Raw genomic sequence first — 23,994 nt, 5'->3', positions numbered from 1 at the left:
GTTTAAATCCGATCTGTCTCAGCAATACCAGTGTGCTTAGTGGTCTTATCACTAGGCTGGTCGGGTGGCGACCGTCGAAGAACTGGAGACCGATCCGCATCCGACCCTGGCGAGGATCCGGCCGATCGGATGGATCGAGGCGCTGAACAGCTGGGTCGTCACGTCGCGAGCGCTCGTGCTGACGGTCCTGCGCAATCCGGAGACGTTCACGGTCGACGATCCGCGGTTCTCCACAGCCCAGGTGGTCGGCCCCTCGATGCTGTCGCTGGACGGCGGGCAGCACAAGGCCCACCGCGACCCCTTCGAGTCACCTTTCGGTCTGGCCGAGACGCGTCGTCGCTTCCTGCAACCGGTGCAGCAAACGGTCGACGAACTTGTGTCTGCTCTGGAATCGCCGGCCGATCTTCGCACCGCGCTCGCGGGACCGCTGTCGGTCGCGGTGGTCGCGATGTCGCTCGGCCTGCCGCCGGCATCGGCCTCGACGGTGCTCGACTGGTACACCGCGATCTCTGCCTCCGTGTCCGGCGTCTCCGCCGGTCGCCCGGTCACCGCCGAAGGAGCCGCCGCCTTCGCCGAGCTGCACAAACATGTTGCCGCAGGCATCGACTCGTCGGACTCCCTGGTCGCCACGGCCGCGCACGCCGGGCTCGGCGTGGACGAGGTCGTCGCCAATGCCGCCGTCCTCATGTTCGGCGGGATCGAGACGACCGAGGGCATGATCACCAATGCGCTCTGGCACCTCCTGACGCATCCGGACCAGCTCGACCTGGTGCGGGCCGACCCCTCGCTGCTGCCGAACGCGATGGAGGAGTCGCTGCGCCTCGAACCGGCCGCTGCCGTCGTCGACCGGTACGCCACCCGCGACATCGAACTCGAGGGCCGGCAGATCCGCCGCGGCGACATGGTGACGGTGTCGCTGGCGGGTGCCGGTCGTGATCCCGAGGTGTTCGAGTCGCCGGACGACTTCGACGTACGGCGGGCCAACGCCCGTCGCCATCTCGCCTTCGCGAGCGGACCGCACATCTGTCTCGGCATGCACCTGACCCGCCTGGAAACGCTCGTCGCCCTGGAGGCCGTCCTCAAGCTCCCCGGGCTCCGCCTGGCCGCGGACTCGCCTCCGCCGCGCGGGCTGGTCTTCCGCAAGCCGTCGGCGTTGCGTGTCAGCTGGGACGCGTGAGCACGAGCATCGTCGCGGAGTAGACCGGCATCGCCCGGTCCGGATCCCGCTCCGCGTCCTCGGCGAACCTGGCGAACCCGGCCTCGATCTCGTCCGCCGGCAGATGCTCGAACGTCGACAGCGCACGATGGCTGAGCCGCTCGTACCGCTCCTGCAAGGTGCGCGGCTCCTCGGCGGTGATCTCGACGACGTCGTCGCCCGGCGTCAGCCCGGCCTGGACCGCGAGCGCCTGCGCCGCGGACAGCGAGATGTACATCGCGGCGTCGACCTCCCGCGCGGACGGAAAGTACTCGTACCAGAACAGGTCCGGCATCAGGTCCGCGAACTGGGTGCGCAGCAACGCCACTCCCCCGGGCCGCAGCACCCGGCGTACCTCACGCAGTCCCTGCAACGGATCCGGGAAGTGATGGAACGACAGGAACATCAGCACCGCATCGACCGATGCCTCAGGCAACGGAATGTCCTCCGCGGCGCCCTTCAGGTAGGTCACCCCCGGATGCGGCGCCTCCTCGGCCGCGGCACGCATCCGGTCCGACGGCTCCACGCCGTACACCTGACCCTGGAACCGCGCGGCCAGACCCGGGGTGAGCCGACCGGTCCCGCTGCCCAGGTCGAGGACGTCCAACGGGCGCCGCTGCGGGAGGTACGTCGCGAAGGCGCTGGTCCAACGCTCTACCTCAGCGGACGAGATGCCGCGGCCCGCGACGTACACACTGCCCATCCGACCGTTGTAGTCGACCATAACCAGAGGTTATCCGGCTCTTCTGTCCGACGTGTGGGTGATGGTCGCTCGGTCCAGGGGATGTGGGGCAGGACGTGAGGGATTGGGACATCGCCCTCCGGCTCTTGTGACTGATGTGGGTGATTGAGGTGGCGCAGCGAAGGGGCGCGTGCATTTTGGACAGGAGGTATCGGCGGGCGGGGTAGTGCACCTGAGCGTGATTGTGGTCCTGCGTACAGCGTCTCGCCGGTGCTCTACCTGTCCAGCTGACCACCCCCAACCCCTGGCTGCTGTCGGTCCCCAAACCAGTTTGGGGACCATTCCGTCCGGGACTGGGGAGCCCCGCACCCCGGAAACGGCAGGTGATCCACCCCAAACTGGTTCGGGGAGGATCACCTGCCGGGACTGGGGAGGCCTGCGCCCCAGGAAGTGGTGGGTGGATGCCTGGGATTTCGCTCTCCTGCCCGCTCCGGGCCAAGCCAGAAGAACTGGGAAACAAAGTTGCACATGGCGACGATTTCTTTCCCATCACGAGAGCTCACGCAGGCCGACGCGACAGGTCGCCCTCCGGGAGACCGCCAAACCCACGACGCGACAAACACCGGCGCCTGCGCCACCTTCGCTCGAGGAGCCGCTGGATCGATCGGCCCAACTCACGCACACATGCGTCACCAGAGCCGTTATCCGCCTTGACCGAGCATTGCCGCGAAGGACACGAGTGCCGCTAGCAGTGCTAGGACCGCGGCGGCGTACGCCAGGATCGTCGTGGACAGCGCAAGGGTGCGGCCGCTGGGCCGGTCACGTGACTCCTGGCGGACCGCGTGGGCACAGCGCAATGCAGCGATGCCGACCAGGAGGCCCGGTATGGGTTGGAGCAGAAAGCCGGGCGCGTCGAACCACGGGTCCGAGTACGCGAGGTCGTACATCGTCGTGAAGGCAGCCCAGATCACCAGCGGCGTGGACATCGCGAGCAGAACGGCCGCCGGGGCCGCCGGCACCCAGAGCGGCCCGTCGGTAGTCGACGGATTCACCCACGACCCGCCGCGACGGCGGTTCGCGGCGATCACCGCCGCGAGGCCGAAGGCGACCAACCCGATGAACGACCAGAGAGCGACGTTGTCCCGTTGCACGGTTCCCCCACTTTCCCCGTCAGCAACGGTACAGACGCGGGGTCAGGCGAAGAAGACGTCGTACGCGAGCCGCAGGATCAGCGCCGAGACCACGACCAGGAAGACCACCCGCACGAACTTGCTGCCGCGCGCGACCGCCGTCCGGGCGCCGAGCAGACCGCCGAGCATGTTGGCGGCCCCCATGATCAGGCCGAGCTTCCACAGCGGTGCGCCGTTCAGCGCGAACACCGCGATCGCACCCAGGTTCGTGGCCACGTTGGCGATCTTCGCCTTCGCGCTCGCCTGCAGGAAGTTGTACCCGAGCAGGCCGACCAGCGCGAAGATCAGGAAGGAACCGGTCCCCGGCCCGACCGCGCCGTCGTAGAAGCCGATCAGTACGCCGACGCCGCTCGCCGCGAGGTAGTGATCGCGGCCGTCGAACCGCAGCGCGGTGCGGGCGCCGAGGGACGGCTTCATCGCCGTGTAGATCGCAACCGCCACCAGCAAGACCAGGACGATCGGCTTGAACCACGACATCGGGATCCTGGTCGCCACCAGGGCGCCGGCGGCTGCCCCGAGTCCGGCCAGGATCGCCATCGGGAGCACGGTCTTACGGTCCGGACGCACCTTCACGCCGAACGTGACCGCACTGGTCGTCGTACCGAACAGCGACGAGATCTTGTTGGTCGACAGGATCTGCGCCGGCGACGCGTTCGGCAGCCCGAGCAGCATCGCGGGCAGCTGCAGCAACCCGCCACCGCCGACCACCGCATCGATCCAGCCGGCCGCGAAGGCGGCGATCACCAGGAACAGCAACGTCAGCAACGAAACATCAGGCACAGCGGCGAGTCCTCACGCCCCGATGATCCGGTAAGGGCGTAGTACCGCTCAACCTTTACACCGGCCGGTGAGACCTATGACACCCGATCCGGGAGAATGGGCCGGGTGAAGTTCCTACTGCTGATCCACAACAACGCCGAGGCGCTCAAAGGGTTCACCGAACAGCAGCTGACCGAGTTGTCCGGCGGACGGGATCACGTCGCGACGCTCGCCCGCGAGCTGCTGACCTCGGGCGAAATGGTCTCGGTGCTCGCGCTGCAGGAGCCCAACGGATCCAAGGACATCCAGTTGGTCGCCGGTACGCCGGTCATCTCCGACCGGCCGCTGCTGGAGACGAAGGAGTACCTCGCCGGTGCGATCGTGCTGCACTGTGAGTCGGTCGAACGGGCGCTCGAGCTCGCGGCGCTGATCCCGCTGGCGCAATTCCGCCGCGTCGAGGTGCGGGAGATCCGGCTCGACGAGTCCGACTTCCTCGCTCAGCTCGACGAGCTGTGACCGTGTCATGGCCGCGACTCCGTCGCGGCAGCTCATGGGGCTGTAACTCATGAGCAGGCTGGAGCTGGCGATCAGGGCAGCGGCGCCGCGGGCGCTGGCCGCGCTGGTCCGGCGGTACGGCGTGTTCGACCAGTGCGAGGACGCCGTACAGGAGGCGCTGCTCGAGGCGTTCGTGCAGTGGCGTGCGAACGGCGTACCGGAACAGCCGATCGGCTGGCTGATCAGTGTCGCGTCGCGGCGGATGATGGACGGCTGGCGGCGGGACAACGCGCGCCGGCAGCGCGAGCTGAACGATTACCTGCGAGCGCCGGACGATCTATACGACCCGGACGACTACCGCGAGGACGCCGACGACACGGTCCGGCTCCTCGTGCTGTGCTGCCACCCGGAGCTGACACCCGCATCGCAGATCGCGCTGACGTTGCGCTCGGTTGGCGGCCTGACCACGGCCGAGGTGGCTGCCGCTCTGCTCGTCAGCGAGACCACCGTCGCCCAACGCATCAGCCGCGCGAAGCGGCAGCTCAAGGACGCACGTTTCGAGCTGCCGACGGCCGAGGAGTACGACGTGCGGATGCGCGCCGTACTGCAGGTGCTCTACCTGATATTCAACGAAGGGCATACCGCCAGCGCCGGCGACTCGTTGCAGCGCGTAGATCTGGCCGAGGAGGCGCTCCGGATCACTCGCCTGCTCTGTCAGGCCACCGGCGAGGCCGGAGAGGTCGCCGGCCTGCTGGCGTTGATGATCCTCATCCATGCCCGCCGGGACGCGCGGACCGGCCCTGGTGGCAACCTGATCCCGGCCGATCGACAGGACCGATCCCGCTGGTATGCCGACGAGATCGCCCAGGGCATCCGCATCGTCGAGGAGACACTGCGCACCGGTCCCCTCGGCCCGTACCAGCTGGAGGCGGCGATCGCGGCCGTGCACAGCGAGGCCGACTCCGTCGAAACCACCGACTGGGAACAGATCGCCGGGCTCTACCGGATCCTCGAGAAGATCGACCCGAGCCCGATGGTGACCCTCGGGTCCGCCGTCGCGGTCGCGATGACCGAAGGCCCGGACGCCGGCATCGCGGTCGTCGAAGGCCTCGCCGACGACCGGCACCTCGGCAACCACCACCGCCGGCTGTCCGTCCTCGCGCACCTCCACGAGCTCGCCGGCCGCCCGGACCTGGCCCGCACCAACTACCTCGCGGCACTGGAGCGGACCCGGAACACGGCCGAGCAGAACTATCTCCGCGACCGCATCGCCCACCTCATCTAGGGCATGGCTCTCAGTCCCACGCCGTAGCGAGCAGGTGCTCGGTGCGGTGCATCGGCGCGCGGGGGCGAAGGTCTCGATGCGGAGCATCGTGGCCTTTGCACCCGTGCGGCGAGGTGCCGTGCCGAGTGCCGCGCAGTAGGCGTGGGGCTGGGAGCCATGCCCTTAGTGACGACGCCCGCCCGTCCACTCTGGACGCGGTGGCACGCTCAAAGGACTGCGGAACACGTGACCCGGGTCGACCGACTGCTTGAGTGCGGCCAGCCGGGCGCGGTGCTGCTCCGGGAAGCAGCTGTCGAGATCCGCGTCGGTCGGGTCGGAGATGAAGTTCTGGTACGCGCCGTTCGGCTCCATGGACCGCCACAGGTTGTCCAAGTCCTTGGGCTGCTGGGTTCCCTGCTGTTCGAGCGATCCCATCAGCACGGAGTTGACCAGGAACCGCGCGTCACGGTGCGCGAACGCGGTCGCGTCCGCGGGCATCGCGCCGTACGCACCACCGAGAGACCGGATCTCGATCGCGAGTCCCGGGATCCGCGGGCGGGCCTCCAGCAGTTTCTGGCTCAGGTTCGGCGACCAGGTGTTGTAGAAGCCGTTGCGGATCCGCGGCCGCCAGTCCGCCGGCATGGACATGTCGGAGAACACGTCGGCGTACGGGACCTCGGACACCTTCTCGGTGATCATCGAGCCGAGGTGACGCAGCGGTTCCAGTGCCGCGTCCACGTCACCGGTCACACACACCATGATCGCGACCGGAACCTGCCCGTCGGCCATCATCGTCGGCGCCAGTTGCAGCGACGACGTCAGCTCCTCGGGCGCGTCCGCGGCGTACTCCGACCAGCCCTCGAGCACCTGCTCCGCCTGCGTCCACGGGTACAGCAGGGTGCCGAAGTGGACGGTCGGTCGGCGTACGGCGCTGATGTCGTACGACGTGACCACGCCGAGGCTGCCCGCTGCACCGCGGAGTCCCCAGAACAACTCCTGGTCCGTGGCGGCGTCGACCCGGCGTACCGAACCGTCCGCGGTGACCACCTCGGCGGACACCACGTTGTCGATCGCCAGCCCGTGCTTGCGGACCATCCACCCGATGCCGCCACCGGCCATCAAACCGCCGACACCAACACTCGCCGTGTCACCGGACGAGATCGCCAGACCGACCTTGCCGAGCCGCTCGGCGACGCGGCCCCAGGTGGCGCCGGTACCGACCCGGACGACGTCGTCCGGCAGCAACCGGACCTGGTCCATCGGCCGTACGTCGATCACGACGCCGCCGTCGTTGGTGCCGAACCCGGCCGCATGGTGCCCGCCGCTGCGGACCGCGATCGGCAGGTCGTGCGTCTCGGCGTACTTCAACGCCGCCACCACGTCGTTCGCGCCCGCACACCGCACGATCACCTGCGGCCGCCCCTCGGCCGTCATCACCCGCCCGGCGTCCGGGTACCCCGCGTCCCCGTCCACGAGCACGTCGCCCGCAACGGCCTGGCGCAGCCCGTCGATCCCCCGCCCATCCAGCACAGATTCCCTCATCGCCAACTCCCTGTCTCCCGGACGCCCCCTCAGGCGCCACACCCCGGGATCGGAGCCGACCGACATTCCTCGACATCATTTGCCGAGAAAAATGTGCGGGAAATGATCCGGCCCGCTCCCTCGTGGGGGAACGGGCCGGAAGTGTCAGCTGCGGACCGTGGTGACCAGGTGGTCTACGACGTCGGCGAGCGGGACGTCTTCGCGGTCGCCGGTGCGGCGGTTCTTGACCTCGATGGTGCCGTCGGCGAGACCCTTGCCGACCACGGCGATGGTCGGTACGCCGATCAGCTCGGCGTCCTTGAACTTCACGCCGGGCGACACCTTCTCGCGGTCGTCGTAGATCACCGTCAGGCCCCGGGACTCCAGCTCCGCGGCCAGCTCGGCGGCCTTCGCGAAGAGTTCCTTGTCCTTGCCGGTGGCAACCAGGTGCACGTCGGCGGGTGCGATCTCGCGCGGCCAGACCAGGCCGAGCTCGTCGTGGTTGCCCTCCGCGATCGCCGCCACCGCGCGGGTGACGCCGACGCCGTACGAACCCATGGTGACCGTGACGAGCTTGCCGTTCTGGTCGAGGACCTTCAGGTCCAGCGCGTCGGCGTACTTGCGGCCGAGCTGGAAGATGTGGCCCATCTCGATCCCGCGCGCGGTCTCCAGCACACCCGAACCGTCCGGCGCCTCGTCGCCGTCGCGGACCTCGGCGGCCTGGATCGTCCCGTCGGCGGTGAAGTCCCGGCCGTGCACCAGGTTGACGACGTGGAACCCGGTCTTGTCCGCACCGGTCACCCACGCGGACCCCTCGGCCACCCGCGGGTCGAGCAGGTACCGGATGCCGGAGGTGTTGTCCTTGCCGAGCACGCCCGGACCGATGTAGCCCTTCGCCAGCGACGGGTACTTCTCGAAGTCGGCCTCCTCGAAGGCGACCACCTCGGCCGGCTCCACCTGGGCGCCGAGCCGCTTCTCATCGATCGCGCGGTCCCCGGGGACGCCGATCGCGAGCGGCTCGCGGGTGCCGTCCGGGTGCACCAGCATCACGAGCACGTTCTTCAACGTGTCCGCGGCGGTCCACTCGCGGCCGTCGGTCCGCGCGTGCTTCGCGTTCATCGCGTCCACGAGCGTGTCGATGGTCGGCGTGTCCGGGGTGTCCACGACCTCGGCGGCCGGTACGCCGGACGCGTCGACGGGCGGCGACTGCGGCACCACGACCGCCTCGACGTTGGCGGCGTACCCGCCCGGCGAGCGGACGAAGGTGTCCTCGCCGTTCTCCGCGATCGCCAGGAACTCCTCGGACCGCGAACCGCCCATCGCGCCGGACATGGCCTGCACGATCACGTAGTCGAAGCCGAGCCGGTCGAAGATCTTGATGTACGCCTCGCGGTGCTGCTCGTACGACGCGGCGAGGCCGTCGTCGTCGACATCGAACGAGTACGAGTCCTTCATCACGAACTCGCGCCCGCGCAGGACGCCGGCCCGCGGCCGCGCCTCGTCGCGGTACTTGTTCTGGATCTGGTAGATCGACAGCGGAAGGTCCTTGTACGACGAGTACAGGTCCTTCACCACCAGCGTGAACATCTCCTCGTGCGTGGGGCCGAGCAGCATGTCGGCGCCCTTGCGGTCCTTCAGCCGGAAGATGTTCGGCCCGTACTCCGTCCAGCGGCCGGTGGCCTCGTAGGGCTCGCGGGGCAGCAGCGCCGGGAACACCAGCTCCTGCGCGCCGATCGCGTCCATCTCCTCACGGACGATCCGCTCGACGTTCCGCAGCACGCGCAGGCCGAGCGGCAGCCAGGTGTAGATACCGGGCGCGGCCCGCCGGATGTACCCGGCGCGGACGAGCAGCTTGTGGCTCGGGACCTCCGCGTCCGCCGGGTCCTCGCGAAGGGTGCGGAGGAACAACGACGACATACGCAAAATCACGGGAGTCTCCCAGCGTGCAAAAGTAGATGACCGGACGTCACAGAGAATATCGGTCCGGCGGACATGCTCTCACCACGTTATCCACAGGCTCACACCGGCTCCGGCCCGCGGTCTCAGAACAGAATCGTCGCGAACGTCTCGATCGTGCGGAACCCGACGCGCTCGTACGCCGCCCGTGCGGGCAGGTTGAAGGCGTTCACATAAAGGGTCACCACCGGGCTGATCTGCCGGGCCAACTCGACCACGGCCGCCATCCCGGGCGCGGCCAGCCCGCGGCCGCGGTACTCCGGATCCACCCAAACGCCCTGGATCTGGCACACGCCCGACCCGACCGAACCGACCTCGGCCTTGAACACGACCCGCCCGTCCTCGATCCGCGCGAACGCGCGCCCGGCCCGGATCAGCTCCGCGACCCGCGAACGGTAGAACGTGCCGTCCGGCCCGGTCTGGGGCGGTACGCCGACCTCCTCGGTGTACATCGCCACACACGCCGGGTACAGGATCGGCAGCTCGACCGGCTCGACCGCCCTGACCAGCGGATCCGGTGCGATCGCCGGCGGCCCCTCGATCACCATGAACGGCTGGTCGTCGCGCACCTCGCGGGCGGGTCCCCAGTGCGGCTCGAGACTGTGCCACAGCTGCTCGACCGCGCGGGCCTGCCCCAGGATCTGGAAACAGTTCCGCCCCCGCCGCATCGCGTACGCCGCGAACGCCCGGAGGGCAGCGTCGTCGGCGCCGACCGGAACCATGTTCCCGCCCGCGTGGCACAGGGCCTCGAGCGCGCCTTTCTCGACGTACCCCCAGACCTCCGCACCGCGCCGCGGGTCGAGTCCGGACGCCTGCACGAGGCTGTCGACGAACACGTTGATGACCGGATCGCGAGCAATGACCGCGCGCGCCGCCGCGAGGTCGCGAGGACCGAGAACCCGTACGCCCACGCGCAGAACCTAGCGGATGGTCGACACCTCCGTATGCAACGGGGGCTGCAACGGGGCCGCGTCAGCCGTCCTCCAGCTCGTGGTCCGCGGCGATCCGGCGCAGCGGCGACGTCCACGCGAACACCACGCCCGCGCAACCGAACAGACCCATCAGCACCATCCCGGTCCGCGGCCCGAACGCGTTGCCGAGCAGCCCGCCGACGACCGATCCGATCGTCCACCCGACACCCCAGGACAGCATCCGGCCCGCCGTGTTCACCCGGCCGAGCAGGTTCTCCGGCGTGACCTGCTGCCGGTACGACACCGCGTTCACGATCACCAGCACGTACGCCGAACCCCAGACCAGCAATGCCAGCGCGGCCACGATCCAGTTCGGCGACAACGGCGAGAGCACTCCGAGCAGCGCCGACACGGGCAGCGCGTACAGCGTGATCGCCGCGGGCGGCATCCGCTTCAGCAACCGCGGGAGGCTGAGCGCGGCGATCAGCCCGCCGATCCCCCAGACTCCCCACACCAGTCCGAAGCGGACTCCCGACGTACCGATGTCCAGGACACGGTCGCACCACACCACGATCAGCGCCATGAACCCGCCGCCCGCGAACGACTGCACGCTGCCGATGATCGTCATCGTGCGAACGCCCGCGTGCCGGATCAGGAAGCGCAGGCCGTCACCGATGTCGTTCAGCACGACCTTCGGCCGCAACGGCGGCTGCCCGTCGCGGGACTCGGACATCGCCCGCACGATCCCGCGGACGGCGAACGCGGACGCCGCGAAGCTCAGGGCGTCGAGCGTGAGCAGACTGGCCGGATCGAGTACGGCGAGCAGCAGACCGGTCGCCGGCGGGACGAGCAACTCGATCAGACTCGACGCCGTCCAGACCGCGGAGTTCGCCTGGGCCACGCGGGCGCGGCCGACGAGGACGGGCAGCGCGCCGAAGTTCGCGCCGTCGAAGAACGTGTAGACGGCCTGCACGGTGAACGCGACGACCAGCACCTGCACGACGGTCAGCACACCGAGCAGATGCGCGACCGGCACGGAACCCACCAGGACCGCGTTGATGGCGTCCGCGGTCACCATCGTGCGGCGCCGGTTCCAACGGTCCGCGAGCGCGCCGGCGAAGAGACCGGCCAGCAGGTACGGCGCGGACTCGAGCGCGGTCACCACTGCGGTCAGCACCGTCGACCCGCTGAGCCGGTAGACGAGCACCGGCAACGCGATCGCCGTCACCATCGACCCGGTGATCGACAAGGCGCGAGCCGACCAGTACCGCCGGAAGTCCGGATCGTCCCGCAGCCTGTCAGGCGCCACCGTCGTCATGACCCGCATCCTGCAACTTCAGGTCCGGTCGAGGTCAAGACATCAGGCGTCATCCGTGGACTACCACGAGCTGACCGTCGGGGTCGACGATCTCCAGGCCGGCCTCGGTACGGGACCCGCCGACGCGGTCCCGCACGTCGTCGAGGTCCTCGGTCGTGGTCAGGTCGAGTCGTACGGCGAAGTCGCCGTCGGCCGGACCGAAGCGGACCACCGTCTGCACGCCGAGCGCGCCGAGGAACCGCTGCCAGGGCGCTTCGTCCGCTCCGGTCAGGTACGGCGTGACCGACCAGCGATCGTCCGGGGCTGCGTCGTGCAGCTTGTACCCGTACAGATCGTCGCTGCGCTCGTCGACCCAGATCACCACGCCCCCGGGCCCACTGACCGACAGCACCCGCCCGTACGCCTCGTCGAAGACCGTCGCGTCGGCGAACCCCACCTGCTCCAGCCGGTCCTTCAACTCGTCGAGCTTGTCCGCCTCGAACGACAGCGTCGTCTGCCCCGGCTGCCCGCCCGTCGAACTCGAGGCCGCATCGTGCAACGCGACCATCCCGCGACCGGTCAGCATGTCGACCCATCCCCCGCGCTCGGACTCGATCCGCGACCGCAGCCCCAGCCTCTCCAGGAACGCCCGCATCGCCTCCACGTCCGCCGTGAACCGCAGCGGCCTGATCACCGCGTTCTCGAGGTCGTTCATCCCCGGGCCTCCCCATGGTTGTCGAGGTACTCAGCCAGTGCCTGCTCGACGAGGGCGGACAGACTCGCCGCGTCGTCGATCGCCTTGTGCTTCACCCGCCGTACCAACTCCGGCGGCAGATACACGTTGAACTGCACCTTCTTGTCACCCACATCCGCCATGGCTACATTGCTAGCATCCTAGAAAGCCAACCGTCAATCCTCAGGGAGTCCGACAATGAATCTCCGCTTCGACCACCTCGGCCTACTGACGGACAGCCGCGAGAAGAACCAGGACATCGCCGACTTCTTCACCCGTGTACTCGGCCTGGAAGTCTCCGGCAACGCCGGCGAGGGGTACGCCGAGGTGAAGGCCGGCGTGATGACGATCGCCCTGCACACCGGCGCGATGATCGACGACTTCGGGCCCCACGGCGGGACGCTCCTGCAGTTCAGCAGCGACGACGTTCGCGCCGACGTCGAGGAGATCCGCACCCGCGGCGGCAAGATCGCCCTCGAACCCACCGAAGCCGACTGGGGCACGATCGCCTACGTCGCCGGCCCGCACGGCGTACTGGTCGAGCTCTGCACCTCGCGCTAGCGGATCTCCAGGCCATCACAATCGGCGCGCCGCGGACGCGCCATGCTCAGGCGCGTCGGCTGCGGGCGATTGTGATGGCCTGGGGGTTCGGTCACACCGCAGTCAGCAGCGCGTCGTCGAGTTCCTTGAGCAGCTTCGCCTTCGGGCGGGCGCCGACGACGGACCAGATCATCTCGCCGCGGTGGAAGAGGATCAGGGTCGGCAGCGCCATCACCCGGTAGCGGGCGGAGATCGCCGGGTTCTCGTCGGAGTTCAGTTTCACGACGGTCAGCTTTTCGTTGCGTTCGGCACCGATCTGGGCGAGGACCGGGGCGATCTGGTGGCACGGCGGGCACCACTGCGCCCAGAAGTCCACCAGCACCGGCTTCTCGGACCGCAGCACCACCTCGTCGAAGGTGGCCTCGTCGACACTTCGCAGATCGCTCATCTCGTCCTCCAGTTCTCGGCATCGGTCAGGAGGTCGGTCAGCCGCGCCCGCAGATCGGTCAGTTCGGCGATCCGCCGGTCCACTTCCTCGATCCGGGTCCGGTACGCCGTCAGCGACGCGGGACACACGTCCGCGCGCGCATTGCCGGCCCGCAGGCACTCGATGAACGGGTACGTCTGCTCCGCGGTCAGCCCGAGGCTCAGCAACGCCTTCACCTCACGCACGACGACCACGTCGTCCGGCTCGTACGACCGGTACCCGTTGGCCTCCCGCCGCGGCTTGAGCAGTCCCTGCGACTCGTAGTACCGCACCGCCTTGACCGTCACGCCGGCCTCGGCCGCCAGATCACTGATCCGCATCCCGCCTCCTTCACCCCGACGCTAAACCTTGCCCCCAGGGTCAAGGTCAAGCCAGGATAATCCGATGCACCTCGCCACCTTCCGCGATCCCACCCTGAGCCCCGGCGGCCGGACGATCACCCGCACCGCCGCCCGCGGCGTACTCATCCGCGGCCCCGAGCTGCTGCTCCTCAGCTCACGACACGGCGACTACAAGTTCCCCGGCGGCGGCCTCGAACCCGGCGAGTCCTTCGAGCAGGCACTGCACCGCGAGTTCCGCGAGGAGTGCGGGTACGGCGAGATTCTCGTCGGCCCTGAACTCGCCACAACCCGCGAGGAGGTCGCGGCGATCGACGCGGAGTACGACGTGTTCGGGATGACGTCGTACTACTTCGAGTGCTCGGGCGGGGCACCTCTCGGCGAGCAGCACCTCGAGGGATACGAAGCGGAGCTGGAGCTCACGCCTTCTTGGGTGACTGTCGAGGCGGCGTTGGCCGCCAACCGCAGCGTGCTGGCGAGCGGGGTCGGTGTGATGCGTTGGCTGGTGCGTGAGATCGCCGTACTGGAATGGCTCAGCGAGCGTTCTCGCTGACCCACTCCCCCAGCACCTTCGCGCTCGCGTCGACCAACGCCGGCCAGTCGAGCGCGGCCTCGTCCGCCGAGTCCGACACGTGCTTCACGACGCGCACAGGTACGCCGTACTCCTGGCACGCGTACACGACGCCGTACGCCTCCATGTCCACCAAGTGCGCTCGCTCCGCCAACCGCGCCCGTACGGCGGGATCCGTCACGAACACGTCCCCCGACGCCAGCACCGTCCCGTCCCCGCCCTCGACAGCCAACTCGTCCCGCGGATCCAACCCGATCGCCCGGACCGCCTCCGCGTTCACGTCGTGGTTGATCACGACACTCGGCAGGAACAACCCGGACAACGCATCCCGCAACGCCCCAGTGGTACCGACGTTGAGCACGACAAGATCAGTGGTGTCCCGCCCCGCCAAGGCCCGACTGACCGCCACCGCAGCCGCCGTCTTCCCGACCCCGGTGACGACGACGGGCAGTTCGTCCGGGACGTAACGCGCCTCTGCGCGGATGGCGCTGACGATCAGATAACTGGTCACCTGCCGAAGCGTAGTCGGCGGGTGACCAGCTCTGCGGAGATCAGGGGAGCTTGACGTACGACGCGAGGAACGACCGCGCCGACGGGGTGTCGGTTCGATAGACGACGTTCGTTGCGTAGCAGGGGGTGTCGCCGGTGATGGTGGTTGCCGCGAGGACGCGTTTGCCGTTGAGGGTGACGAAGTTCGGGCCGCCCGAGTCGCCGTAGCAGGCGCCGCCGTTGCCCTGCGGCTCCGTCATGGCCAACCGGACCCAGGTCTTGTTCAACGCGTTGAAGTCCACCGGCGCCTTCATCCGGACACCGCCGCCCGGGTGCGTCTGGCCACCCGGACCGTTGACTGCTTCTTGGGTGCCGTAGCCAACGACCAGCCAGGACGCGGCATCGAGCGCCCGACTGCCCAGTTTGTCCAGCTGACCCGCACTCGGCAGCGTTGCCGGCGTGAAGCTCCAGACGTCGGCGGGATCGGTCGCGCGGTTCGCGAAGTCGATCACTCCGATGTCGTGCGCGTCGGCCGAGGTCCCCGGGTACGCCGGGTCCTGGTGGGTGTCGCCCTCTACCGCGTGATGGTTCGTGACGAACGAGGCGGCGGTCTGCGCGGCGGTCAGGCCGTGCGCAGCGGCGTTGTCCAGGAGCGTCTGCACGTCCTGGTCGAGCGACACGTAGAACTTGGTCCCCGCCGGCCAGTCGTCGGTGCAGTGCGCAGCCGTCAGGTAGGTGTCGCGGTCAACCATCGTGCCGCTGCACACCCAGTCGAACCGATCGGGTACGCCGTCACCGGTGTTGTCCCACAACGCGAGGAACGCCCCCACCTCGGTCCGCTCCGGCGCCGGCGTCGCGTTGTACGAGTTGATGGCCGCCGCCGGCACGGTCGACGCACACACCGCCGCACCGATCGCGAGCAGGGTCAGGATCTTCTTGCGCATGGAACCTCCCAGAGGGCACGAACAGCGGCACACTACGCCGCCCCCTGCCCCCGGAGAACCCCTGAAGACCCCACCGCCCCACGTCAGAGGGAACCCTTCACAACGTGGGCCAAAACCCTTCGCCCGGGTTGGGTCAGCTCACGGTGGAATCGCAGGGTTCTCCCGCCCCAGAGCCGGTAATCCTCAAAGCGATCCCTTCGGCACAACCCACTCGACAGGCTGCCCGGTCACCTTCGCGATCCGGTCGTAGTCCTCGTCGTAGTGCAGCACAGTCAGTCCGGCCAACTCGGCGGTCGCTGCAATGATGAGATCCGGCAATTTGAAGCCTCGATGCTGACTCCTCGCGGCAAGTGCTCGGTGAACGCCCAAAGCCCTGTCCATGACGTCGGTGGTCACGTCTTCCCAGCGCTGTCCCTGGAGGTCTGACCACATTCGCTCGTACGTTGCTGGATCAGGTGCATTGTTGAGACATTCGAGCAAGGTCATCTGACACAGCGCCAACCGACCTTCAACCAGCAGGGTGTCGAAGCGATGCTTGACCGAGGCGTGCCGGCCACGGAGCACGACAACCGACGTATCCACCAAGTAGGCGGCCCCAGCCATCATGCGGTGCGCGCCTCTCGCGCATCCTCCTCCAGCTTGCTCAGATCACGGCCGCCCCCATACCGCCAGGCGTCGGCCGACGCGCTGACATCGAGTTCGACGGCGTCCAGCGTCGCGATGAGGTCCTTTGCCCGCTTACGCCGCGCGAACTCGTGCAAGGCAGCGTTGATCGTCTCCACCTTGCTGTCCGTGCCCAACTCGGCGCGAGCGGCGTCCAGCCACTCGTCGTTCACGTCTACTGAGATGCGCGTCATGTAACTAAAGATACACCGGACGAGGACACAATGTGGTGCGCATCTTGGTGCGATCGTGCACCAAGAAGAATGCCGTGTTGGTGCAGTTCAGCTGACGGTGACGGTGGGTTCGCCGGCGTCGCCGGTGGATTCCATCGTTTCGGCGATGCGCATCGCTTCTTCGATGAGGGTTTCGACGATGGCGGATTCCGGGACCGTCTTGATGACCTCGCCCTTGACGAAGATCTGGCCCTTGCCGTTGCCGGAGGCGACGCCGAGATCGGCCTCGCGGGCCTCGCCGGGGCCGTTCACGACGCAGCCCATGACGGCGACGCGGAGCGGGACCTCCATGCCCTCGAGGCCGGCGGTGACCTGCTCGGCCAGCGTGTAGACGTCCACCTGGGCGCGGCCGCAGGACGGGCAGGAGACGATTTCGAGCTTGCGCTCGCGCAGGTTGAGCGACTGCAGGATCTGCAGGCCGACCTTGACCTCCTCGACCGGCGGCGCGGACAGCGAGACCCGGATCGTGTCGCCGATGCCCTTGGACAACAGCGCGCCGAACGCGACCGACGACTTGATCGTGCCCTGGAACGCCGGCCCGGCCTCGGTGACCCCGAGGTGCAGCGGCCAGTCGCCGCGCTCGGCGAGCATCTCGTACGCCTGCACCATCACGACCGGGTCGTTGTGCTTGACCGAGATCTTGAAGTCGTGGAAGTCGTGCTCCTCGAACAGCGACGCCTCCCAGACGGCCGACTCGACGAGCGCCTCGGGCGTCGCCTTGCCGTACTTCTCCAGCAGCCGCTTGTCCAGTGATCCCGCGTTCACGCCGATGCGCAGCGACGTACCGTGGTCCTTCGCGGCCTGCGCGATCTCCTTGACCTGGTCGTCGAACTTGCGGATGTTGCCCGGATTCACCCGTACGGCGGCGCACCCGGCCTCGATCGCCGCGAACACGTAGCCCGGCTGGAAGTGGATGTCGGCGATCACCGGGATCTGCGAGTGCTGCGCGATCTCCGCCAACGCGTCGGCGTCCTCCTGACGCGGGCACGCGACCCGGACGATGTCGCAGCCCGCGGCAGTCAGCTCGGCGATCTGCTGCAGCGTCTTGTTGACGTCGTGGGTCGGCGTGGTCGTCATCGACTGCACCGAGATCGGCGCGTCACCGCCGACCAGCACGCTGCCCACCTTGATCTGGCGGGTCTTCCGACGCGGCGCCAGAGTCGGGGGTGGCAGTGCGGGCATGCCCAGGTTGATGCTCATTTGTCCTATCCGTTGAACAGCTTGATGGGGTTCACGATGTCCGCGATGACGAGCAGCACGCCCATCACCACGATCACACTCGCCGCGACGTACGCGATCGGGAGCAGCTTGGCCACGTCGACGTACCCGGGGTCCGGCCGGCCGAACAGCTTCGCGAAGCCGCGCCGGATGCCTTCCCAGATCGCGCCGATCATGTGACCGCCGTCCAGCGGCAGCAGCGGGATGAAGTTGAACAGGGCGAGGAACAGGTTCAGCGAGGCGAGCAGCAGGATCAGGGTGGCCGCCTTCGCGCCGACGTTCAGGTCGCTGGAGGCGATCTCGCCCGCGACCCGGCTGGCGCCGACGACGCTCATCGGGCTGTCCTGGTCCCGCTCGCCGCCGACGATCGACTTGGCGACGCCGACCAGCTTCTCCGGGAACCGGCCGAGGGCCTGGACGGTGCTGACCGTGTAGCCGCCCATCTTGTCGAGCGCGTAACCGACGCTCTGCCGCTCGATCTTGCTCTCCGGCGAAACCCCGAGGAACCCGACCGAGACGTACTTGTCCGACCCGGGCTTGTCCAGGACCTGGTTGACGATCGTGCTCGTGTGCAGGGTCAGCTGCTGACCGTTGCGCTCGACAACGATCGTGGCGGGCTTGTCGGTGTTCGCCCGGATCAGCGGCGTCAGCTGGTCCCAGCTGGTGATCGTGGTCCCGTTGAACGCGACGATCTTGTCGCCGACCTGGAACCCGGCCTGCTTGGCCGGCGAGACCTTGTCGCCGTCCTGGCACTTGCGGTCCGGCTTCGCCTGGTCGGCGGGGATCACACAGTCGGTCACCGTCGAAATGGTGGTCTGCGCGACGCTGTCGCCGTAGATCGTGAACAGCCCGGTGAAGAGCACGACCGCGATCAGCACGTTGACCAGCGGCCCGGACGCCATCACGATCAGCTTCTTCCACCACACCTTCTGGTAGAAGAGCCGGCCGTTGTCCTCCGGCGAGATCGTCTCGTACTCCGCCGTACGGGCGTTCTCGACCATCGACTGGATCGGGCCGGTGTTGGCCTTGCGCACCCGTAGCGGCTGAGCAGGGTCCTGGCCCTTGGCCGGCGGCATCATGCCGATGATCCGGACGAAACCGCCGGCCGGGATCGCCTTGATGCCGTACTCCGTCTCGCCGCGCTTCACCGACCAGACGGTCCGCCCGAAGCCGACGAAGAACTGCGTGACCTTCATCCCGAACGCCTTCGCCGGGAGCATGTGACCCATCTCGTGCAGCGCGACCGAGATCAGCACCCCGGCGACGAACAGCACGATGCCGAGAATGGTGAGAAGCACACTCATGCCTGCTGGTTCTCCTGGCTGTCGTCGGTTGCGTTGGCAGTGATCTCACGGGCCCGCTGCCGCGCCCACGCGTCCGCGGCGAGCACGTCGTCGACGGACAGTTCCTCATACGAGGGTACGTCGTGATCGGTCACGACCCGCGCCACTGTGTCGACGATCGCCACGAACGGTAGCCGCCCGTCGCGGAACGCCTGCACACAGACCTCGTTCGCCGCGTTGAACACGGCCGGGGCGGTCCCGCCGCGGGTCCCCGCCTCCCGGGCCAGCTGCACCGACGGGAACGCGGTGCCGTCGACCGGCTGGAACGTCCAGGTGCTCGCCTCGGCCCAGTTCCACGGCGGCGAAGCGTCCGGTATCCGGTCGGGCCAGCCGAGCGCGAGCGCGATCGGCACCGTCATCGTCGGTACGCCGACCTGCGCGATCGTGGAGCCGTCGAAGAACTCGACCATCGAGTGGATCGCCTGCTGCCGGTGCACGACCACGTCGATCCGGTCCATCGGGATCCCGAACAGCAGGTGCGCCTCGATCAGCTCGAGGCCCTTGTTGACCAGCGTGGCCGAGTTGATCGTGACGACCGGCCCCATCGCGAAGTTCGGGTGGTCCAGGGCCTGCTCGACGGTCACGTCCTCCAGCTCGCTGCGCGGCCGGCCGAGGAACGGGCCTCCGCTCGCGGTCAGGAGCAGTTTGCGGACCTCGTCCGGCGTACCGCCGCGCAGACACTGGGCGATCGCGCTGTGCTCGGAGTCGACCGGGACGATCTGCCCCGGTTTCGCGCGCCGCGTGACGATCGGGCCGCCGATCACCAGCGACTCCTTGTTGGCGAGCGCCAGCGTGTTCCCGGCGTCCAGCGCGGCCAGCGTCGCGTGCAGGCCGACCGAGCCGTTGATGCCGTTGAGTACGACGTCACACGGCATCGCCGCGAGCTCGCTGGAGGCGTCCGGCCCGGTGACGATCTTCGGGATCCGGAACTCGCCCTGCGCGTATCCCTTCCGCTGCGCCTCGGCGTAGAACGCCAGCTGCAGGTCCTGCGCCACCGTGGCCTTGGCCACCGCCACGACCTCGACCCCGAACTCGAGCGCCTGCTCAGCGAGCACCGCGACGTTGTCGCCGCCGGCGGACAGGGCCAGGACGTGGAAGCGGTCCCGGTTCCGTCCGATCAGCTCGAGCGCCTGGGTGCCGATCGAGCCGGTCGAGCCGAGGATGACGACGCTACGCGGGTTCACGGCGCCATTGTTCCAGGTCAGGGCACAGGTCAGGCGAGCAGTAGCCGGAACGGGAGCGCTCCGAGCCGGATCTCGTCCCCGTGGGTGACCATCGCGGTCTTGATCGGTACGCCGTTCACCATCGTCGCGTTGGTCGACCCCAGGTCCCGCAGCTCGTAGCTGGTCGCGTCGATCCGCAGGAGCTCGGCGTGGTGCCGGCTGACCTCCGGGCGGTCGAGGATCAGGTCACATTCCGGTGCGCGGCCGATCCGGGCCAGGTCGAGCAGCGGTACGACGTCGCCGTCCGGCCCGACCAGTGCGGGCTGCGGTCCGGTTTCCAGGGCGGCTGCGATCTCCGTCACGCCCGCGGTGCGGATCGACAGCGAGACGATCAGGTCGTCGCCCTTGTCCACGTACAGGTTGTGCTGAGCGCCGTACCCCTGCAGCAGGTCGCCGTACTCGTCGATGACGACAGCGGAGACGTGGTAGTACCCCGGCGGCAGCTGTGCGTACGCCGCTGCGCCGAGGGACGTGGTCAGTACTACAGCGTCGTACTCGCGGTGACTGACGTCGGTGATCGTGACGAGGACGGGGCTGTTGGCCGTGAGATGTGCCTCGGCGCCGGTGTCACCCGGGGTGAACTCGACAGTGATCATCGGGGCCGGCCGGAACTCGTCCAGCCCGACCAGGCGGTCCACGGCGGGCACGGTGCCGGTCGGAATCGACAGGGGGACGTACTGACCGTGTGACCGGACCAGTACGTCGAGCTGCGGTCGCGGCCACCCGTTGCGGCGGGCGAGCAGGTACGCGGGGACCATGCCCTTGCTGAAGATGAAGGCCACATCTCCGACAACAGCCCGCACGAATCCGCTGACAGGTTCCATCGACACCCCCAGTGCATCAGTATCCCGGAATCGCCACTCCGGTACGGCGGTGTGCTGCGTGTCAGGTGTGTCCTGGTGTGTCATGGTGTGCCGCCGTACCGTTGCCCGGTGACCGCACCGCGAGCTTCTGTGCTCATCATCGAGAACGACCGGGACAGCGGACCTGGCCGGCTGCTCGACTGGCTGGACGAGCATGGGCTCCCTCCGGTCGTCGTGCGGGCCTGGGACGGTGAGCCCGTACCCGCGAGCATGGACGGGTATGCGGCGCTGATCATGCTCGGCGGAGGCATGCTGCCGGACGAGGACGAGCGATCGCCGTGGCTGCCGGCAGAGCGTTCGCTGCTGCGCGACGCGCACGGACGGGTGCCGGTACTCGGGATCTGCCTGGGTGCGCAGTTGCTGGCGCATACGTTCGGCGGTGCGGTGCAGGGGAAGTACGGGCAGCCCGAGAAGGGTGTGACCTCGTTGAGGGTGCTGCCGGCCGGTGCGGACGACGTACTGCTGGCAGGGATGCCGTCGACGCTGCGGGCAGTGGAGAGCCACCAGGACCAGATCACGCGGCTGCCGGAGGATGCGGTGCTGCTGATGTCCAGTGAGCGGTGCACGAACCAGATGCTGCGCATCGGGCAGAGCTGGGGTGTGCAGTTCCATCCCGAGGTGGAGGCAGAGCGGGTACGGCGCTGGGAGCCGGCACGACTGCGGTCGCTCGGGTTCGACCCGGACACCGTGGTGGCGGATGCGCAACGGTACGCCGTCGAACTGGAGAAGACGTGGTCCATCGTCGTGGGCCGATTCCTGACCCTCGTCGGCTGATGCGGCGCTACCTTATGGGGCATGAGTCTGGAGCAGCCGCCGCCCAACCATCGGGCATCCGACAACGACCGTGAGCGTGCCGCCGCCGTGGTCCAGGAGGCGCACACCGACGGGCGGCTGGACTTCGAGGAACTCGACGAGCGGCTGACCCAGATCTACTCGGCCAAGACCCAGCTCGAGCTTCGCAACGCGACCGCGGACCTGGTGCCGGTCGCTCACGGCGGCTCCCAGGAGCTGACGCTCCGGGCCCGGCACAGCGCGCAGAAGCGTGAGGGTGCCTGGGTCGTCCCCGAGCGACTGACCGCGATCGCGGAACACTCCTCGGTCAAGCTCGACTTCACCGACGCCGTCGTGCACTGGTCCGACATCCACGTCGACGCCCAGGCCATCCACAGCTCGGTGGTGATGGTCATCCCCGAGGGCTGGAGTGTCGACATCGACCAGGTCGAGGCCAATCACAGCAGCGCAAAGAACAAGGCCGTGGCCCCGCGCCCCGGCGGCGTCCGCCTCCACGTCACCGGCAAGGCCCACCACGCCAGCGTCGTAGTCCGCCACGCCCGCAAACGCCACTGGTGGTGGCCCTGGTACCGCAAGTGACAGTACTTTGCCGGGCCTCCTCCGCGGCCGGCCGGATTGCCGTTAGCGTTTGGGCATGAGCGCTTCGTTGGATCTGGTGGATGTCGACTCCTTGCTGAGCTCGGAGGAGGTTGATGTTCGTGGGGCCGCGCGGCGGTTTGCGGACGAGCGGTTGCGGCCGTCCTTGCCGGAATGGTTCGAGGCGGGGGCGATTCCGGCGCGGGAGCTGGCCAAGGAGCTCGGCGCGCTCGGGTTCCTCGGGATGCACCTGACCGGGTACGGGTGCGCCGGGCTCGGACCGGTCGCATACGGGCTGGCCTGTCTCGAGATCGAGGCGGCCGACTCGGGGATGCGGTCGCTGGTGTCGGTGCAGGGTTCGCTGGCGATGTACGCGATCTGGAAGTACGGCAGCGAGGAGCAGAAGGCCGAGTGGCTCCCCCGGATGGCCGCGGGTGAGGCGATCGGCTGCTTCGGACTGACCGAACCGGACTTCGGCTCGAACCCGGCCGGCATGCGCACCAACGCGCGCCGCGATGGTGATGGCTGGATTCTGAACGGCTCGAAGATGTGGATCACCAACGGCTCGATCGCCGACGTCGCGGTGGTCTGGGCGCGGACCGACGACGGCGTCCGCGGCTTCGTCGTACCGACGTCGACGCCCGGCTTCTCGGCGCCGGAGATCAAGCAGAAGATGTCGCTGCGTGCATCCGTCACGTCCGAGCTGGTGCTGGACGACGTACGGCTGCCGGCGTCCGCGATGCTGCCCGAGGCACGTGGTCTGTCCGGCCCGCTCGGCTGCCTGAACGAGGCCCGGTTCGGCATCATCTTCGGCGCGATGGGCGCGGCGCGGGACTGTCTGGAGACCGCGATCGCGTACGCCGGCGAGCGGATCGTGTTCGACAAGCCGCTGACGGCGTACCAGCTGACGCAGGCGAAACTGGCCGACATGGCGGTCGAGCTGAACAAGGGCATCCTGCTCGCTGTGCACCTCGGCCGGCTGAAGGAGAAGGGCGCGCTGCGTCCGGAGCAGGTGTCGGTCGGCAAGCTGAACAACGTCCGCGAGGCGATCGCGATCGCGCGCGAGTGCCGCACGATCCTCGCCGCGAACGGCATCAGCGGCGAGTACCCGATCATGCGGCACGCCAACAACCTCGAGTCCGTCCTCACCTACGAGGGCACGTCCGAGGTCCACCAACTCGTGATCGGTCAGGCCCTGACCGGCCAGTCCGCGTTCCGCTGACGGCTAGAAGGGCTTGAGCAAGTACTGGCAGGGATCGCTGTGCGTGCGTACGACGCTTCCGTCAGCCGCCTGCTCGGTCCAGTGGTCCAGCAGCTGCGGACCCGACCACGGCTCGTACCCGAGACGCTCGTACAGAGCCCGAGCCGGATCGTTGTCGAGTCCAACGGCGAGCCCGATCGCCGATCGGTTCCACTCCCCCGCAGCGATCGCCTCGGCCGCGCGAATGATCGCCGTACCGATGCCCTGCCGCCGGACGTACGCCTGCAGCCCGTTGATCTCGGCCGGGTCCACGTCGGCGCGCACTTCGCCGTACTTCGAACGCCGGAGCAGCACCGTCTGGCCGACGATCTCCCCGTCGCGCTCCGCGATCAGATACACCCCGCCATCGGACTGTTGGACGTCCCAACGACCCCGAATGTGGTGCTGCGCCGCCGGCTCCCGCGCCAGCGCGCCGACCAACCGGTCGACGTCGCCGCGAGTGGCGGGCCT

28 protein-coding genes are annotated in these 23,994 nt (G+C 68.5%); 8 read left to right on the top strand and 20 right to left on the bottom strand.

Annotation, left to right across the window (positions count from 1 at the left end):
• The first annotated feature begins 64 nt into the window (after window positions 1–64).
• Window positions 65–1,177 (top strand): cytochrome P450, encoded by a 1,113-nt coding sequence (locus EV651_RS18020; RefSeq protein ID WP_133786347.1) that lies wholly within the window; start codon window positions 65–67, stop codon window positions 1,175–1,177.
• Here EV651_RS18020 and EV651_RS18015 read toward each other — a convergent pair.
• The 3 genes from EV651_RS18015 to EV651_RS18005 all read right to left on the bottom strand — a co-directional run bounded on the left by EV651_RS18015 (window position 1,161) and on the right by EV651_RS18005 (window position 3,847).
• Window positions 1,161–1,919, bottom strand: a complete 759-nt coding sequence (locus EV651_RS18015) for a class I SAM-dependent methyltransferase (RefSeq protein ID WP_133786346.1) — start codon at window positions 1,917–1,919, stop codon at window positions 1,161–1,163. The genes EV651_RS18020 and EV651_RS18015 overlap by 17 nt on opposite strands.
• Before the next feature lie 659 nt (window positions 1,920–2,578).
• Window positions 2,579–3,028 carry a hypothetical protein gene (locus EV651_RS18010; RefSeq protein ID WP_133786345.1) on the bottom strand — a complete coding sequence of 150 codons (450 nt, stop codon included), beginning with the start codon at window positions 3,026–3,028 and terminating at the stop codon, window positions 2,579–2,581.
• A gap of 42 nt (window positions 3,029–3,070) precedes the next feature.
• Window positions 3,071–3,847, bottom strand: a complete 777-nt coding sequence (locus EV651_RS18005) for a TSUP family transporter (RefSeq protein ID WP_133786344.1) — start codon at window positions 3,845–3,847, stop codon at window positions 3,071–3,073.
• Window positions 3,848–3,952: 105 nt separating this feature from the next.
• Between EV651_RS18005 and EV651_RS18000 the strand changes: the two genes are divergently transcribed.
• Together EV651_RS18000 and EV651_RS17995 are read left to right on the top strand one after the other, a co-directional pair.
• Complete coding sequence (locus EV651_RS18000; protein ID WP_166658645.1) at window positions 3,953–4,342, top strand: YciI family protein; 390 nt, start codon at window positions 3,953–3,955, stop codon at window positions 4,340–4,342.
• Window positions 4,343–4,391: 49 nt separating this feature from the next.
• Window positions 4,392–5,606, top strand: a complete 1,215-nt coding sequence (locus EV651_RS17995; RefSeq protein ID WP_133786342.1) for an RNA polymerase sigma factor — start codon at window positions 4,392–4,394, stop codon at window positions 5,604–5,606.
• Between the two features lie 162 nt (window positions 5,607–5,768).
• Here EV651_RS17995 and EV651_RS17990 read toward each other — a convergent pair whose 3' ends face one another.
• The 6 genes from EV651_RS17990 to EV651_RS17965 all read right to left on the bottom strand — a co-directional run bounded on the left by EV651_RS17990 (window position 5,769) and on the right by EV651_RS17965 (window position 12,146).
• Window positions 5,769–7,127: an FAD-binding oxidoreductase gene (locus tag EV651_RS17990; RefSeq protein WP_166658644.1), complete on the bottom strand. Its 1,359-nt coding sequence runs from the start codon at window positions 7,125–7,127 to the stop codon at window positions 5,769–5,771.
• 144 nt (window positions 7,128–7,271) lie between these two features.
• Entirely contained in the window at window positions 7,272–9,035 is a 1,764-nt protein-coding gene (locus EV651_RS17985) for a proline--tRNA ligase (RefSeq protein ID WP_133786340.1), read from the bottom strand.
• A 113-nt stretch (window positions 9,036–9,148) separates the two neighbouring features.
• On the bottom strand, window positions 9,149–9,973 hold the full coding sequence (locus tag EV651_RS17980; RefSeq protein WP_133786339.1) for a GNAT family N-acetyltransferase: 825 nt from the start codon (window positions 9,971–9,973) through the stop codon (window positions 9,149–9,151).
• 61 nt (window positions 9,974–10,034) lie between these two features.
• Complete coding sequence (locus EV651_RS17975) at window positions 10,035–11,291, bottom strand: MFS transporter (RefSeq protein ID WP_166658643.1); 1,257 nt, start codon at window positions 11,289–11,291, stop codon at window positions 10,035–10,037.
• A 49-nt stretch (window positions 11,292–11,340) separates the two neighbouring features.
• Window positions 11,341–11,985 carry a VOC family protein gene (locus tag EV651_RS17970; protein ID WP_133786337.1) on the bottom strand — a complete coding sequence of 215 codons (645 nt, stop codon included), beginning with the start codon at window positions 11,983–11,985 and terminating at the stop codon, window positions 11,341–11,343.
• A complete protein-coding gene (locus tag EV651_RS17965) occupies window positions 11,982–12,146 on the bottom strand; it encodes a CopG family transcriptional regulator (RefSeq protein ID WP_202870376.1) in 165 nt (54 codons plus the stop codon). Before EV651_RS17965 ends, EV651_RS17970 begins: the two co-directional genes overlap by 4 nt.
• Window positions 12,147–12,201: 55 nt before the next feature.
• On the opposite strand from EV651_RS17965, the gene EV651_RS17960 reads away from it, so the two are divergent.
• Entirely contained in the window at window positions 12,202–12,564 is a 363-nt protein-coding gene (locus tag EV651_RS17960; protein ID WP_133786336.1) for a VOC family protein, read from the top strand.
• 91 nt (window positions 12,565–12,655) lie between these two features.
• On the opposite strand, the gene trxA is transcribed toward EV651_RS17960, so the two are convergent.
• The gene (gene trxA, locus EV651_RS17955; RefSeq protein WP_133786335.1) at window positions 12,656–12,991 is read right to left on the bottom strand and encodes a thioredoxin; all 336 of its coding nucleotides are present in this window, start codon (window positions 12,989–12,991) and stop codon (window positions 12,656–12,658) included.
• Window positions 12,988–13,350: a MerR family transcriptional regulator gene (locus EV651_RS17950; RefSeq protein ID WP_130379618.1), complete on the bottom strand. Its 363-nt coding sequence runs from the start codon at window positions 13,348–13,350 to the stop codon at window positions 12,988–12,990. The genes trxA and EV651_RS17950 overlap by 4 nt, the downstream gene beginning before the upstream one ends.
• 64 nt (window positions 13,351–13,414) lie before the next feature.
• On the opposite strand from EV651_RS17950, the gene EV651_RS17945 reads away from it, so the two are divergent.
• On the top strand, window positions 13,415–13,921 hold the full coding sequence (locus EV651_RS17945; protein WP_133786334.1) for an NUDIX domain-containing protein: 507 nt from the start codon (window positions 13,415–13,417) through the stop codon (window positions 13,919–13,921).
• Here the strand turns inward: EV651_RS17945 and EV651_RS17940 are convergent.
• From EV651_RS17940 to EV651_RS17905, 8 genes are all read right to left on the bottom strand, one after another.
• Entirely contained in the window at window positions 13,902–14,450 is a 549-nt protein-coding gene (locus EV651_RS17940; RefSeq protein WP_133786333.1) for a nucleosidase, read from the bottom strand. The genes EV651_RS17945 and EV651_RS17940 overlap by 20 nt on opposite strands.
• Window positions 14,451–14,490: 40 nt before the next feature.
• On the bottom strand, window positions 14,491–15,372 hold the full coding sequence (locus EV651_RS17935; RefSeq protein ID WP_133786332.1) for a trypsin-like serine protease: 882 nt from the start codon (window positions 15,370–15,372) through the stop codon (window positions 14,491–14,493).
• A 183-nt stretch (window positions 15,373–15,555) separates the two neighbouring features.
• On the bottom strand, window positions 15,556–15,978 hold the full coding sequence (locus tag EV651_RS17930) for a PIN domain nuclease (RefSeq protein WP_133786331.1): 423 nt from the start codon (window positions 15,976–15,978) through the stop codon (window positions 15,556–15,558).
• Window positions 15,975–16,229: a DUF2191 domain-containing protein gene (locus tag EV651_RS17925; protein ID WP_133786330.1), complete on the bottom strand. Its 255-nt coding sequence runs from the start codon at window positions 16,227–16,229 to the stop codon at window positions 15,975–15,977. The genes EV651_RS17930 and EV651_RS17925 overlap by 4 nt, the downstream gene beginning before the upstream one ends.
• Before the next feature lie 87 nt (window positions 16,230–16,316).
• Complete coding sequence (gene ispG / locus EV651_RS17920; protein WP_133786329.1) at window positions 16,317–17,468, bottom strand: flavodoxin-dependent (E)-4-hydroxy-3-methylbut-2-enyl-diphosphate synthase; 1,152 nt, start codon at window positions 17,466–17,468, stop codon at window positions 16,317–16,319.
• Window positions 17,469–17,473: 5 nt separating this feature from the next.
• Window positions 17,474–18,790, bottom strand: a complete 1,317-nt coding sequence (locus EV651_RS17915) for an RIP metalloprotease (protein WP_133786328.1) — start codon at window positions 18,788–18,790, stop codon at window positions 17,474–17,476.
• Complete coding sequence (dxr, locus tag EV651_RS17910; protein WP_133786327.1) at window positions 18,787–20,013, bottom strand: 1-deoxy-D-xylulose-5-phosphate reductoisomerase; 1,227 nt, start codon at window positions 20,011–20,013, stop codon at window positions 18,787–18,789. The genes EV651_RS17915 and dxr overlap by 4 nt, the downstream gene beginning before the upstream one ends.
• Before the next feature lie 29 nt (window positions 20,014–20,042).
• Window positions 20,043–20,876 (bottom strand): FHA domain-containing protein, encoded by an 834-nt coding sequence (locus EV651_RS17905; RefSeq protein WP_166658642.1) that lies wholly within the window; start codon window positions 20,874–20,876, stop codon window positions 20,043–20,045.
• Between the two features lie 108 nt (window positions 20,877–20,984).
• Here EV651_RS17905 and EV651_RS17900 point away from each other — a divergent pair, with 108 nt between their 5' ends.
• The 3 genes from EV651_RS17900 to EV651_RS17890 are packed head-to-tail and all read left to right on the top strand — an operon-like array spanning window position 20,985 to window position 23,505.
• Window positions 20,985–21,689, top strand: a complete 705-nt coding sequence (locus EV651_RS17900; RefSeq protein WP_166658641.1) for a type 1 glutamine amidotransferase — start codon at window positions 20,985–20,987, stop codon at window positions 21,687–21,689.
• 21 nt (window positions 21,690–21,710) lie between these two features.
• Window positions 21,711–22,286, top strand: coding sequence for a DUF1707 domain-containing protein (locus EV651_RS17895; protein ID WP_133786324.1), 576 nt, complete (start codon window positions 21,711–21,713; stop codon window positions 22,284–22,286).
• A gap of 55 nt (window positions 22,287–22,341) precedes the next feature.
• Window positions 22,342–23,505 carry an acyl-CoA dehydrogenase family protein gene (locus EV651_RS17890; protein ID WP_133786323.1) on the top strand — a complete coding sequence of 388 codons (1,164 nt, stop codon included), beginning with the start codon at window positions 22,342–22,344 and terminating at the stop codon, window positions 23,503–23,505.
• A 3-nt stretch (window positions 23,506–23,508) separates the two neighbouring features.
• On the opposite strand, the gene EV651_RS17885 is transcribed toward EV651_RS17890, so the two are convergent.
• Window positions 23,509–23,964, bottom strand: coding sequence for a GNAT family N-acetyltransferase (locus EV651_RS17885; protein ID WP_255512203.1), 456 nt, complete (start codon window positions 23,962–23,964; stop codon window positions 23,509–23,511).
• Between the last annotated feature and the right edge of the window lie 30 nt (window positions 23,965–23,994).

It is taken from the genome of Kribbella sp. VKM Ac-2571 (assembly GCF_004362255.1).
In the GTDB taxonomy this organism is placed as follows: Bacteria; Actinomycetota; Actinomycetes; order Propionibacteriales; family Kribbellaceae; genus Kribbella; species Kribbella pratensis.
The sequence above is the reverse complement of the archived record's forward strand: the minus strand, read 5'-3'. Positions and strand labels throughout refer to the sequence as shown.